The organism is Nocardiopsis sp. MT53 (assembly GCF_019598965.1).
GTDB lineage: Bacteria > Actinomycetota > Actinomycetes > Streptosporangiales > Streptosporangiaceae > Nocardiopsis > Nocardiopsis changdeensis.
Map to the genome: position 1 here is coordinate 3,309,051 of NZ_CP080599.1, position 13,191 is coordinate 3,322,241.

The following is a 13,191-nucleotide window of genomic DNA, read 5'->3' on the forward strand; positions in this document are numbered from 1 at the left end:
GAACAGACATGAGGAGTCACCGTGTCGCTGCCGCCGCTGGTGGAACCAGCTGACGAGCTGACCGTGGACGAGGTGCGCCGCTATTCGCGACACCTGATCATCCCCGACGTGGGCATGGACGGGCAGAAGCGCCTGAAGAACGCCAAGGTGCTCGTCGTCGGTGCGGGCGGGCTGGGTTCCCCGGCGCTGCTCTACCTCGCCGCCGCGGGTGTGGGCACCCTCGGCATCATCGACTTCGACGTCGTGGACGAGTCCAACCTCCAGCGCCAGGTCATCCACGGCCAGAGCGACGTGGGCCGCCCCAAGGCCGAGTCGGCCCGCGACAGCATCAAGGAGGTGAACCCCAATGTGACGGTGATCCTCCACCAGGACCGCCTGGACTCCGACAACGCGCTGGAGATCTTCGCGGACTACGACCTGATCCTGGACGGGACCGACAACTTCGCGACCCGCTACCTGGTCAACGACGCCGCGGTCATCCTGAACAAGCCGTACGTGTGGGGTTCCATCTACCGCTTCGACGGCCAGGTCAGCGTCTTCTGGAACGAGTACGGGCCGCAGTACCGCGACCTGTACCCCGAGCCCCCGCCGCCCGGCATGGTCCCCTCCTGCGCCGAGGGCGGCGTCCTGGGCGTGCTGTGCGCCTCCATCGGGTCCGTCATGGTGAACGAGGCCATCAAGCTGATCACCGGGATCGGTGAGCCGCTGGTGGGCCGCCTGCTCATCTTCGACGCCCTGGAGATGTCCTGGCGCGAGGTGAAGGTCCGCAAGGACCCCGACACCCAGCCGGTGACCGAGCTCATCGACTACGAGGCGTTCTGCGGCGTCGTCTCCGACGAGGCCAGCGAGGCCGCGGCCGGGTCGACGATCACCGCGGGCGAGCTCAAGGACCTCCTCGACAACAAGCCCGACGAGGTCTTCCTCGTGGACGTCCGCGAGAAGAACGAGTACGAGATCGTCAGCATCCCGGGCGCCACGCTCATCCCCAAGGGCGAGTTCCTCAACGGCAAGGCCTTCGAGAAGCTCCCCCAGGACAAGCGCGTGGTCCTGCACTGCAAGTCGGGCGTGCGCTCGGCCGAGGCGCTGGCCGCGGTCAAGGCCGCGGGCTTCTCCGACGCGGTGCACGTCGGCGGCGGCGTCCTGGCCTGGGTCAACCAGATCGACCCCAGCCTGCCCAGCTACTGAGCGGCCTGTCATAGCGCGTCGCGGACGGCGCCGGGGCGATCCCGGCGCCGTCCGCCGTATGCGGGCGCCCGAATGGGTACAAGACCTCCCAGGGGCCGCCGGTCGAACGTCGGGGCGGCCCCGCCGCAGGGAGGTGGCACCATGCGTGAAAAGGGACGCCGGGCCGACTGGGTGGCGATCGCCGCCGGTCTGGCGCTGGGGATCAGCTTCGTCTGGCACGGGATGTACGGGTTCAGCGGCGGAGTGCTGTTCGTGCTCGGGCTGGGGGTCATCATGGCCGCCGTCGTCTCCCTCACCCGCCCCGGTGCGCTCTCCGGGGAGATCGCGGTGCTGGCGATCGGCGTGCTCGTGTTCGCGATGCCCTGGCTGCTGGGCTACACGCACCTGGCCGCGGCCGCGTGGACGGCCTGGATCATCGGCGCCGCCATCGCCGTGCTCGGCGCCTACGGCCTGGTCCGGGCCCGCCGGACGCGGCGGCGCGACCCCGACTCCGTCTGGAGCGCCCACGTCAACGAGATCCCGACCTGACCGGGAGCGCAGCGCGGGGCCGGTGCCGCACGGCACCGGCCCCGCCTGTTCCCGGCGTCGCGTCCGTCGGCGGCCCTCGCTAGGGTGTGGCCGTGTTCACCGATGAGGACGGCGGGCCCGACGAGTACGCCGACGAGGTCCTGGCCGTGGTCGAGCGGATCCCGCCGGGGAGGGTGATGTCCTACGGGGACATCGCCGAGTACGTGGGCCGGGGAGGCCCCCGGCAGGTCGGCTCCGTCATGTCCACCTGGGGCGGCGGCGTGCCCTGGTGGCGGGTGGTCCGGGCCGACGGCAGCCCCGCCTCCGGACACGAGGTGAGAGCCTTGTCGCACTATGCCGCGGAGGCCACTCCGCTGCGGCCCGGAAGCGACCGTGTGGACATGCGCAAGGCCCGGTGGGACGGGGAAAGCGGAGGCTGAGGGCACCTCGCGGGCTCCCCGGGCCGTCCGGGACGGTCGGCACCCTCTGGTGAACTGGTGGGGTGAACACATTCCCGTACCGTCTCGTGCGGCGCCCCCACCGGGTGCAGCCGACACCGGTGCTGGACGAGAACCAACGCAAGGTCGTCGACCACGAGGGCGGCCCCCTCCTGGTGCTCGCCGGTCCCGGCACCGGCAAGACCACCACCATCGTCGAGGCCGTCGTCGACCGCATCGACAACAGGGGCGTGGACCCCTCCCGCATCCTGGTCCTCACCTTCGGCCGCAAGGCCGCGCAGGAGCTGCGGGAGCGCATCACCGGGCGGCTGCGCCGCACCACCCGGGAGCCCCTCGCCCTGACCTTCCACGGCTACGCCTACGCGCTCATCCGCCGCGAGTTCCAGCGCATGGGCGACCTGCCGCCCCGCCTGCTGTCCGGCCCCGAGCAGCTGATGGAGATACGCGAGCTCCTGCGCTGGGAGGCCGCGGACGGCGGCTCCGCCTGGCCCGAACGCCTGCGCCCGGCCCTGGAGACCCGCGGCTTCGCCGAGGAGCTGCGCGACTTCCTGATGCGCGCGGAGGAGCGCGGCCTGGGCCCCGACGCCCTGGCCCGGCTGGGCCGCGAGCGCGGCCGCGATGACTGGGAGGCCGCGGCCGGGTTCCTGGCGCGGATGAACGGCCGGTTCGACATCGCCCCCGTGCCCACCCTCAACTACGCCGAACTGGTGCGGATCGCCGCCGGACTGCTCTCCGACCCCGCGGTGCAGGAGCGCGAGCGCTCGGCGCACGAGACCGTGTTCGTCGACGAGTACCAGGACACCGACCCGGCCCAGGAGGAACTCCTCCAGGCCCTGGCGGGCGACGGCCGCGACCTCATCGCCGTCGGCGACCCCGACCAGTCCATCTACGGGTTCCGCGGCGCCGAGGTGCGCGGCATCCTGGAGTTCCCCGACCGCTTCCGCACGGTCCGCCGCACGCCCGCCCCCGTGGTGGCGCTGCGCACCTCCCGCCGTAGCGGGTCCGGCCTGCTGGCCGCCTCGCGGGCGGTCACCCGCCGCCTGCCCGCCGTCGCCTCCGCGCCCGGCCGCGTCAACGAGCACCGCGAACTGGTCCCCGCCGCCGGGGTGCCCGCCGGGAGCGTGCGGCTGCTCATGGCCGAGAGCCCCACCCAGGAGGCCGCGGTCATCGCCGACACCCTGCGCCGCGCCCACCTGGTGGACGGCGTCCCCTGGTCGGACATGGCCGTCCTGGTGCGCTCGGCCACCCGCCAGCTGCCGGTGCTGCGCCGCGCCCTGGTCGCCGCGTCGGTGCCGGTCGCCGTCGGCGCCGACGAGCTGCCGGTGGCCGCCGAGCCCATCGTGCGGCCGCTGCTGTCCCTCATCCGGTTCGGGCTGCACCCGGCCGAACTCGACGACGAGGCCGCCCGCGACCTGCTCACCGGCCCCTTCGGCGACGCCGACGCCATCGGCCTGCGCCGCCTCACCCGCGCCCTGCGCCGCCTGGACCTGGACCGGGCCGCCGCCGAGCGCGAGAACGGCGGGGGCGACGGGACCTACCGGCCCGCCTCCCTGCTGCTGGTGGACGCCCTGCGCGAGCCGGCCGACCTCACCCTGGTCGAGCCCGAGGTGGCCGCGCCCGCCCTGCGCATCGCCACCGCCCTGGCCACCGTCCGCGAACTCGACGCCCGCGGCGCCGACGCCGAACAGGTGCTGTGGCGGCTGTGGCGCGACAGCGGCCTGGCCGACCGGCTGCTGCGCGCCAGCCTCGCCAGCGGCCGCCGCGGCGCCGCCGCCGACCGCGACCTCGACGCGGTGGTCGCCCTGTTCGAGAGCGCCGCCCGCTACTGCGACCGGCTGCCCCCCGGCACCCCGGAGGGGTTCCTCGCAGACCTGGCCGCCCAGGAGATCCCCGGCGACAGCCTCGCCGAGCGCGCCCCCGAAGGCGAGTCCGTGCGCATCCTCACCGCCCACCGCTCCAAGGGACTGGAGTGGGGCCTGGTGGTGGTCGCCGGGGTCCAGGAGGGCGACTGGCCCGACCTGCGCCTGCGCGGTTCCCTGCTGGGCGTGGAGGAGCTGGTGGACGCCGACGTGCACGGCGCCGACTCCTCCGGGGCCGCCCTGGCCTCCAAGCTGCTCGCCGAGGAGCGCCGCCTGTTCTACGTGGCCCTCACCCGCGCCCGGCACACCCTCGTGGTCACCGCCGTGGGCGGCGACGATGCCGAGCAGCGGCCCTCCCGGTTCCTCAACGAGATGGGCGCGGGCGACCCCGAGCCCGTCGGCACCGGGGTGCGCTGGCTGTCGCTGCCGTCCCTGGTCGCCGACCTGCGCTCGGTGGTCACCGACCGGAACGCGCCCGGCGCCCTGCGCGACGCCGCCGCCGTCCACCTGGCCCGCCTGGCCGAGGAGGGGGTGCGCGGGGCGGACCCCGCCGAGTGGTACGCCCTGACACCCTTCTCCGACGACCGGCCGCTGGCCGGGGAGGGCGACACCATCCGGGTGTCGCCCTCCCAGGTGGAGAGCTTCACCAACTGCCAGCTGCGCTGGCTGCTGGAGCGCGCCGCCGGGGCCTCCTCCGGCGACTCGGCGTCCGCCCTGGGCACCGTCGTGCACGCCGTCGCGGTCCTGGTCGCCCAGGGCACCCCGCCGCAGGACATCTCCCGGCGGATGGACGAGATCTGGGCCGACCTCGACTTCGGCGGCCCCTGGCAGGCCGACAAGCAGCGCGAGCGCGCCGACACCATGGTCCGCAAACTCCTCACCTGGGACGCCGCCAACGACCGCGAGCTCGTCGTCACCGAGGAGGGGTTCAAGGTCGACGTCGGGGGCATCGAGATCACCGGCCGGGTCGACCGGCTCGAACGCGACGACCAGGGCCGCGCCGTCGTCGTCGACATCAAGACCGGCGCCGCCAAGGCCGAGGACCTGGACCGCCACCCCCAGCTCGGCGTCTACCAGATGGCCGTCCTCAAGGGGGCCTTCGCCGAACTCGGCCTGGCGCAGCCCGGCGGGGCGATGCTCGTCCAGCTCGGCGAGAAGCTCAAGAACGCCCGCGAGCAGGTCCAGCGCCCCCTCGGCGAGGACCCCGACCCCCGCTGGGCCCAGGACCTCGTCACCGAGGTCGCCGCCGGTATGGGCGGCTCCCGGTTCACCGCCACCCGCAACAAGGGATGCAGGTCGTGCGCCGTGCGCGCCTGCTGCCCTGTCCAAGACGAGGGCAGACATGTCTGAAGCCCACCCCCGTTTCACCCCCGCCGAACTCGCCCGCGTCCTCGGGCAGCCCGAACCCACCGCCGAGCAGTCCGAGGTGATCTCCGCCCCCCTCGAACCCGCGGTGGTCATCGCGGGCGCCGGTTCGGGCAAGAGCGAGACCATGGCCTCCCGCGTGGTGTGGCTGGTCGCCAACGGGTACGTGCGGCCCGAGCAGGTCCTCGGCCTCACCTTCACCCGCAAGGCCACCGCCGAGCTGGCCGAACGCGTGCGCAAACGCCTGGACCAGGTGCGCGACAGGCTCGGCGAGGAGGTCGTCGGCGAGGGCGTGCTGGACGGCGAGCCCACCGTGTCCACCTACAACGCCTACGCGGGGCGCATCGTCGCCGACCACGCCCTGCGCGAGGCCGTCGAGCCCACCGCCCGGCTGCTCAGCGAGGGCCAGTCCTGGCAGCTCGCCGCCCGGGTGGTCGGCGAGTACGACGGCCCGATGGACCTGGTCAACGTGGGCGCGGACACCGTCATCGAACGCGTGCTGCACCTGTCCGGGGAGATCGCCGACCACCTCACCACGGTCGAGCGGGTGCGCGGCATCGGGCGGTGGATCCAGTCCCAGGTGGACGCCCTGCCCAAGAGGCCCACCGCCGACACCCGCGACCTGGTCGGCACCCAGCGCCGCCGGGAGCAGCTGCTGCCCCTGGTGGAGCGCTACGACCACGCCAAGCACTCCCGCGAGGCCATGGACTTCGGCGACCAGATGGCCCTGGCCGCGCGCATCGCGGAGAACCACCCCGAGGTGGGGCTGGTGGAGCGCAGCAGGTTCCGGGTCGTGCTGCTGGACGAGTACCAGGACACCAGCCACGCCCAGCTGGTGCTGCTGCGCTCCCTGTTCGGCGACGGCCACGCCGTGACCGCGGTCGGCGACCCCTGCCAGTCCATCTACGGGTGGCGGGGGGCGATCGCCGCCAACCTCACCCGGTTCCCCACCGACTTCCCGGCCGCGCCGGGGCGGCCCGCGGCCGTGCGCAGGCTGTCCACCAGCTTCCGCAACGGCGAGCGCATCCTGGGCGTGGCCGGGTGGATCTCCGAGGAGCTGCGCGCCGAGGCCGCCGAGGTGCCGGTGCTGTACCCGGGGCCGGCCCGGCGCGGACGCGGGCGGGCCGACGTCGCCCTGTTCCGCACCGAGTCCGAGGAGGCGGCCTGGATCGCCTCGCGCATCGCCGAACTGGTCAAGGGGGTGCGCCGCGACCCGGAGACCGCGCCGGACGGGATGCCCTGGCCGCCGGGCGAGTCCGGCGGCGCCCAGGACGGGGGCGTGTCCCCGGGCGACGTCGCCGTGCTGTGCCGCCGCCGCGCCCAGTTCCCGGCCCTGCGCGAGGAGCTGGAGGCGCGCGGTGTCCCGGTCGAGGTCGTGGGCCTGGGCGGGCTGATGCTCGTCCCGGAGGTGCGCGACATCATCGCCACCCTGCGCGTGGTGCACGACGCCGCCGCGGGCAACGAGCTGGCCCGCCTGCTCACCGGGCCGCGCTGGCGGTTCGGGCCCCGCGACCTGGCCTCCCTGGGGGCGCGCGCCACCGAGCTGGCCCGCCACTCCCGCCGCGACCTCACGGGGGACGGACCGGACGGGGCGGGGGACGACGTGCTGCGCCGCACCGTCCTGGACCTCACCGCGGAGAGCGGCAGCCTGGTGGACGCGGTCGACGACCCGGGGGACGCCGAGAACTACTCCGAGACCGGGTACGCGCGCCTGCTGCGCCTGTCCGAGGAGCTGCGCGGCCTGCGCAAGCTGGTCGGGCAGCCGCTGCCGGACCTCATCACCGAGGTCGAGCGCGTGCTGGGCCTGGACATCGAGGTGGCGGCCCGCAGCGGGCGCGACCCGCTGTCGGCCCGCGCCGACCTGGACGCGTTCGTGGACCACGCCGTCCGGTTCGTCGGCAACAGCGATGATCCCTCGTTGGGCAGCTTCCTGAGCTACCTGCGCGCCGCGGAGGAGAACGAGAGCGGCCTGGCGCCGGGGGAGCGGGTCGGCGGGTCGGACAGCGTCAAGCTCATGACCATGCACGGGGCCAAGGGGCTCCAGTGGCCGGTGGTGTTCGTGCCGGGCATCAGCGGCGGGCGCAACCCGGTGTTCCCGGCGTCGCCGCGCCACGCCAAGGCGTGGGTGGCGGCCGACCACCTGCTGCCGTACCCGCTGCGCGGCGACCGGGCGAGCCTGCCCGAGCTGACCGGTGTGGACAAGCAGGCCATCGCCGCGTTCAAGGAGGAGGAGGCGGCCCGCCACCTCACGGAGGAGCGCCGCCTCGCCTACGTGGCGGTCACCCGGGCGTCCTTCCTCCTCGTGTGCACCGGGCACTGGTGGGGGCGCACCGGCACCACGCCGCGCGGCCCGTCGGTCTTCCTGGAGGAGGTACGCGAGGCCTGCGAGCAGGGGGCGGGGCGGGTGGTCGACTGGGCCGACCCGCCCGAACTCGACGAGACCAACCCGCACGACGAGGAGGAGGGCGAGGCCGTGTGGCCGCCCCTCCAGGGCGACCCGCAGAGCGACGGCGAGGCCACCCCGGACACGCTCGCCCAGGTGGAGGGCGCGGTGACCCGCCGGACGGAGATCGAGGCGGGCGCCGCGCTGGTGGAGCGGGCCCGCGCGGCGCTGCGCGAGGGCAGGGCGGTGCCGCCGGACCCGGCGCGCTACGAGAAGCTGGGGCGCCGGCTCCAGGGGTGGGAGCGCGACACGGGGCTGCTGCTGGCCCACCGCGCCCGCGAGGCCCGGCGGGCCGAGGACGGCACGGTCCCGGTGGAGCTGCCCGACCACCTGTCCGTGTCCTCCATGGTGTGGCTGGCCCGCGACCCGTCGGGGCTGGCCCGCCAGATCCGGCGGCCGCTGCCCCGGCCCCCGGCCCCGCACACCCGGCGGGGGACCGCGTTCCACACCTGGCTGGAGCGCCGCTTCGGGCTGGGCACGGCCACCCTCCTGGACGAGCTGCCGGGGGCGGCCGACGAGACGGCGGGGGAGGACGACGACCTGGCCGAGCTCCAGACGCTCTTCGAGGAGAGCGAATGGGGCGGGCGGATCCCGGTCGAGGTGGAGGTGCCGTTCGAGACGGTGATCGGGGACCGGCTCATCCGCGGGCGGATGGACGCGGTGTTCCACGACCCGGAGAAGGGCTACGACGTCGTGGACTGGAAGACGGGGCGGCCGCCGCGGGGCGCGGCGGAGCGGCGGGCGGTCGGCGTGCAGCTGGCGGCGTACCGGCTGGCGTGGGCGGACCTCCAGGGGGTGCCGCTCGACGAGGTGCGCGCGGCCTTCCACTACGTCCGCGCCAACGAGACGGTCCGCCCCACCGACCTGCTCGACGCCGACGGCCTGGCGGCCCTCATCGCCTCCGTCCCCGAGCCCTGACCGGGGCGCGGGGCCGGGCGGGCGTGCGAGGATCGGCGGCGATGGAGACGATCGCGGCCGCCGTCGCCGCCCGCCACGGGATACCGCCCGCCGACGTGAGCCCGCTCCCCGCGGGCGCGGCCAACCACGTCCTGGCGCTGGGGGAGTCCCTCGTGCTGCGCATTCCCCGGGGGCCGGACCACGAGGCCGACCTGCGCAAGGAGGCGGCGCTCATCCCGGTGGTGCGCGCCGCGGGGGTCCTCACCCCGGAGCTGGTCGAGTACCGCGGGGGCGAGCCGCCGACGATGCTGCTGGAACGCCTCCCGGGCACCGACCTGGTCGGCCGCACCCCGGGCCGGGACGTGCTGCTCGACCTGGGCCGCCGGCTCGCCGCGCTGCACGCGGTCCCGGCCGACGCCCTGCCCGGCCTGCCCCGGGAGACCGGGGAACCCGACCCGGCCGCGCTGGTCGGGCGGGTGCACGCCGCGGGGTACATCGACGCCGACACGGCCGGCCTGCTGCGCGCCTGGTGCGCCGGGCTCGCACCGCTGGTCCCCGCCGCGGCGGCCCCCGCACCGGTCCACGGGGACATCGCCCCGCAGAACCTGATCGTGACCCCCGAAGGCGCCCTCGCCGGGATCGTGGACTGGGGCGACGCCGCCGTCGCCGACCCGGCCACCGACTTCGCGAAGCTCCCTCCGGCCTGGCTGCCCGCCGTGCTGGAGGGCTACGGCGCCCCGGGGGCGGAGGCCCGGGTGCTGTGGCACCATCTCGCCTGGGCGCTCGGCCGCCTGCTGCGGCCCGACCCGGTCCGGGGGCGGCGCCACTGGACCGCGCCGCCCCTGAGCCGGATCCTCGCTCTGCTGCTGTTCTTCGCCTCCGGCCCGCCGGACCCCTGGCCCCGCCTCGGCCCGGGAGCCCTCCCGTCCGCGCCCGCCGCCGGGTGACGCCCGCCGCCCGGGCCGGGGGACGCTCGACGCGATGGCGCCGGTGTGCGAGTGGACGGGCGAGCACGGGGACGGGCCGGTGGGCGCCCACGAGGCGGGTGCCGGCCACTGAACGCGCGGGGCGCCGCCGTCCGGTCCCGGACGGCGGCGCCCCCGCGTACGCGCTCAGACCACGCCGAAGACGAAACCGCCGGGGGAGTCGCTGTCCTCGCCGAACAGGAACTGCCGCGCCGACAGCACGAACTCCTCCCGGCTCATGTCCCCGTCCCCGTCCGTGTCCACGTGTGCGAACCGGGTGCGGGCGTCGGCCTCGCCGGCGCCCAGCGCGGCGGCGTACACGAGGAACTCCTCCAGGCTGATCCGCCCGTCGCCGTCCTCGTCCAGCAGGTCGAACACCGCCTCGGCCACCGCCTCGGCCGCGTTGGACCGGCTGCGGTCCTCCGACGCCGCGTGCATGGCCGCGATGAACTCCTGCCGCTCCAGGCGGTCCCCGGCCCCGGAGTACCGCACCAGGCGGTCCCACAGCGACCGGTAGGCCGTCTCGATCGCGTGCGCCTTGGGCTCGGTCGGGTCCAGCGTGTACCCGGTGATGTACCGGTCCACCAGCCGCTGGTAGTCCGCCCAGGTGGCGTACTTGTCCCCATCGGTGTCGAGTACGTCGAACAGCTCGTTGAACCGGGCGACGATCGCCTCGGAGGGGGTGATGCTCACGTGGTTCCTCCCATCGGTGGGGCGGGTGGTTCCCTCCCCGTCCTGTGAGTCCCATCGTGCCGAAAAGGTTCCCTCCGTGCGCTGTTGGCGGCCCGTTCATCCCGATCGTGGACAATGTCCTGTGTGCCGAGCCCAGGAATCCCCCAGGACAGCGGCGCCCCCGTCCGGGCCGGTGTGCCCGAGCACGGCCGGGTGCCCAAGTACTACGCCGTCCGCATCCGCCTGACGGAGCTGGTCGACGGGCTGGAGGTGGGGCGGACCCTGCCCACCGAGCGGGAGCTCGCCGAACGCTTCGGCGCCGCCCGCGAGACCGTGCGCCAGGCGCTGCGCGACCTCCTCCTGGAGGGGAGGCTGCGCCGCCGCGGCCGGGGCACGGTGGTGGCCGGGCCCAAGCTGGAGCAGCCGCTCTCCCTGGCCAGCTACACCGAGGGCGTCCGCCGCCAGGGGCTGCGCCCGGGGCGGACCCTGGTGGACCTGCGCAGCTGGCCCTGCCCGGAGGGGCTGGCCCGGGAGCTGGACGTCGCCGCGGGCGAGCCCGTCTGGCACATGGAGCGCGTGCTGCTCGCCGACGACGAGCGCGTCGGCCTGGAGTCCACCTACATCCCGGTGGCCCGCGTGCCCGGACTGGACAGCGAGTTCGACCCCGACTCCACCTTCTACGGCTACCTGGCGGACAAGGTCGGCATCGTGTTCGCCGACGCGGACGAACGCCTGGAGACGGTGCTGGCCACCCCGCGCGAGGCGCTGCTCATCGGCACCCCGCCGGCCCTGCCGATGCTGCTCATCCACCGGGTGTCGCGGGACGGGGAGGGCCGCCCCTTCGAGCGGGTGCGCTCGCTGTACCGGGGCGACCGGTTCAGCTTCAGCGCCCACCTGTCCGGCGACGGCCGCTGACACGCACGGGGCCTCCGCCCTGCTTTTTTATCACGAGAAGATAACGGGTCTAGTCCAAAGTTTCGCACCGGTTCACCGGGACGCCTCTGCCCTGCTCGGTGCGCTCCACCTGCGCCGACCACGCTCGTGGCCATGCGAGTGATCATCGTCGGTGCCGGAGTCCTGGGCACCATGCACGCCTGGCAGGCCGTCTCCCGAGGCCACGAGGTCGTCCACATCGAACGCGAGGACGCCGCCCGCGGCGCCTCGGTCCGCAACTTCGGCCTTGTCTGGGTCGGCGGCCGCGCCCCCGGCGCGGAACTGGCCGCGGCGCAGCGCTCCCGCGTGCTGTGGGAGGAGATCGCCGAACGGGTGCCCGCCCTGGGCTTCCGCCCCTCCGGCTCCCTGACCGTCGCCGCCACCGAGCGCGAACTGGCCGTGGCCGAGGCCGCCGCCCGCGGTCCGGAGGCGGCCGAACGCGGCTACGAGCTCCTCGGCCCCGACCGGGTCCGCGAGGTCAACCCCGCCCTGCGCGGCGACCTGCTGGGCGCCCTGTGGTGCCGCCGCGACGCCCAGGTCGAACCCCGCACCGCCCAGGCCGCGCTCCAGGCCGAGCTGGCCCGCAGCGGACGCTACACCCTGCTGACCGGCCGGGAGGTCCGCGACCTCGCCGGACCGGCCGCCGTGCGCGACGACCGCGGCGAGGTCCACCGCGGCGACACCGTCGTCCTGTGCACCGGCGCCTGGCTGGGCGGGCTGGTGCGCGAACTCGTCCCGGACCTGCCGGTGCGCCGGGTCCGGCTCCAGATGGCGCAGACCGCGCCGCTGGGGGAGGCCCTCACCACCTCCGTGGCCGACGGCGACAGCTTCCGCTACTACCCCGCCTACCGGGGCCCGGAGCTGGACGTCCTCAACGACGCCCAGCCCCAGGGCCCGGTCCCGGCCGGGCACGCGATGCAGCTGCTGATGGTCCAGCGCGCCGACGGCTCACTCACCATCGGCGACACCCACGAGTACGACACCCCCTTCTCCTTCGACACCTCCGAGGACCCCTACGACCACCTCGCCGGGGTCGTCACCCGCCTGCTCGGCCGCCCGATGCCGCCGATCCGCCGCCGTTGGGCGGGGGTCTACGCCCAGTGCCTGGACCCCGCCGCCGTCGTCCACCGCGCCGCCGTCGCCGACGGCGTCCACCTCGTCACCGGTCCCGGGGGGCGCGGCATGACCTGCTCCCCGGCGATCGCCGAGACCACCGCCGAAGAACTGGGATGGTCATGACCTCCTCCACCGACATCGAACTCGTCACCCTCGACATGGCGGGCACCACCGTCGCCGACGACGGCCTGGTGGAGCGCGCCTTCGCCGCCGCCCTGCCCGAGCGCACCGCCGCCGACCTGGAGTACGTGCGCGCCACCATGGGCGAATCCAAGATCACCGTGTTCCGCCACCTCACCGGCGGGGACGAGGACCTCGCCCAGGAGGCCAACCGCGCCTTCGAGGACGCCTACGCCCGCCTGGTCGACGACGGCCTGTGCGCGCCCCTGCCCGGTGCCGAGGACACCCTGCGCCGCCTGCGCGCCCAGGGCCGCACCGTCGCCCTGACCACCGGGTTCGGTCGCGACACCCAGGACCGCATCCTCCGTGCCCTGGGCTGGACCGGCCTGCCCGACCTGGTGCTGTGCCCGGCCGACGCGGGCGGCCGCGGCCGCCCCCACCCGGACATGGTCCTCACCGCGGCCCTGCGCGCGAAGGTCTCCGCGATGTCGGCGGTCGCCGTCGTCGGCGACACCGCCTCGGACGTGCGCAGCGGGATCAACGCCGGGGCGGGCCTGGTCGCCGGGGTGCTCACCGGCGCCCACGGCGCCGAGGCCCTGCGCGCCGCCGGCGCCGCCCACGTCCTGCCCGGGGTGTCCGGGCTGCCCGCCCTCCTGGACGGGGAGGGCTGA

At 75.1% G+C, this 13,191-nt stretch carries 10 protein-coding genes; 9 read left to right on the forward strand and 1 reads right to left on the reverse strand.

The features are described from left to right. Positions 1-21: 21 nt before the first annotated feature. From moeZ to K1J57_RS14815, 6 genes are all read left to right on the forward strand, one after another. The gene (moeZ, locus tag K1J57_RS14790; protein WP_220564991.1) at positions 22-1,185 is read left to right on the forward strand and encodes an adenylyltransferase/sulfurtransferase MoeZ; all 1,164 of its coding nucleotides are present in this window, start codon (positions 22-24) and stop codon (positions 1,183-1,185) included. A gap of 141 nt (positions 1,186-1,326) precedes the next feature. Further along, complete coding sequence (locus K1J57_RS14795) at positions 1,327-1,713, forward strand: SPW repeat protein (RefSeq protein ID WP_220564992.1); 387 nt, start codon at positions 1,327-1,329, stop codon at positions 1,711-1,713. A gap of 92 nt (positions 1,714-1,805) precedes the next feature. Further along, entirely contained in the window at positions 1,806-2,132 is a 327-nt protein-coding gene (locus K1J57_RS14800; protein WP_220564993.1) for an MGMT family protein, read from the forward strand. 86 nt (positions 2,133-2,218) lie between these two features. Further along, a complete protein-coding gene (locus K1J57_RS14805; protein WP_220565550.1) occupies positions 2,219-5,359 on the forward strand; it encodes an ATP-dependent DNA helicase in 3,141 nt (1,046 codons plus the stop codon). Next, positions 5,352-8,735, forward strand: a complete 3,384-nt coding sequence (locus tag K1J57_RS14810) for an ATP-dependent DNA helicase (RefSeq protein WP_220564994.1) — start codon at positions 5,352-5,354, stop codon at positions 8,733-8,735. The genes K1J57_RS14805 and K1J57_RS14810 overlap by 8 nt, the downstream gene beginning before the upstream one ends. 41 nt (positions 8,736-8,776) lie before the next feature. Then, positions 8,777-9,661: a phosphotransferase family protein gene (locus tag K1J57_RS14815; protein WP_255647065.1), complete on the forward strand. Its 885-nt coding sequence runs from the start codon at positions 8,777-8,779 to the stop codon at positions 9,659-9,661. A 165-nt stretch (positions 9,662-9,826) separates the two neighbouring features. Here K1J57_RS14815 and K1J57_RS14820 read toward each other — a convergent pair whose 3' ends face one another. Then, positions 9,827-10,372: an EF-hand domain-containing protein gene (locus K1J57_RS14820; RefSeq protein WP_220564996.1), complete on the reverse strand. Its 546-nt coding sequence runs from the start codon at positions 10,370-10,372 to the stop codon at positions 9,827-9,829. Between the two features lie 114 nt (positions 10,373-10,486). Here K1J57_RS14820 and K1J57_RS14825 point away from each other — a divergent pair, with 114 nt between their 5' ends. From K1J57_RS14825 to K1J57_RS14835, 3 genes are all read left to right on the forward strand, one after another. After that, positions 10,487-11,266 (forward strand): GntR family transcriptional regulator, encoded by a 780-nt coding sequence (locus tag K1J57_RS14825; RefSeq protein WP_220564997.1) that lies wholly within the window; start codon positions 10,487-10,489, stop codon positions 11,264-11,266. 138 nt (positions 11,267-11,404) lie between these two features. Continuing rightward, complete coding sequence (locus K1J57_RS14830) at positions 11,405-12,523, forward strand: TIGR03364 family FAD-dependent oxidoreductase (protein WP_220565551.1); 1,119 nt, start codon at positions 11,405-11,407, stop codon at positions 12,521-12,523. Further along, positions 12,520-13,191 (forward strand): phosphonatase-like hydrolase, encoded by a 672-nt coding sequence (locus tag K1J57_RS14835; RefSeq protein ID WP_220564998.1) that lies wholly within the window; start codon positions 12,520-12,522, stop codon positions 13,189-13,191. Before K1J57_RS14830 ends, K1J57_RS14835 begins: the two co-directional genes overlap by 4 nt.

Bases quoted from the DNA above. Each gene is read 5' to 3' on its own strand.
- K1J57_RS14810 (WP_220564994.1), top strand. From the start codon at position 5,352: ATGTCTGAAGCCCACCCCCGTTTCACCCCCGCCGAACTCGCCCGCGTC.
- K1J57_RS14815 (WP_255647065.1), top strand. From the start codon at position 8,777: ATGGAGACGATCGCGGCCGCCGTCGCCGCCCGCCACGGGATACCGCCC.
- K1J57_RS14825 (WP_220564997.1), top strand. From the start codon at position 10,487: ATGTCCTGTGTGCCGAGCCCAGGAATCCCCCAGGACAGCGGCGCCCCC.
- K1J57_RS14835 (WP_220564998.1), top strand. From the start codon at position 12,520: ATGACCTCCTCCACCGACATCGAACTCGTCACCCTCGACATGGCGGGC.
- K1J57_RS14795 (WP_220564992.1), top strand. From the start codon at position 1,327: ATGCGTGAAAAGGGACGCCGGGCCGACTGGGTGGCGATCGCCGCCGGT.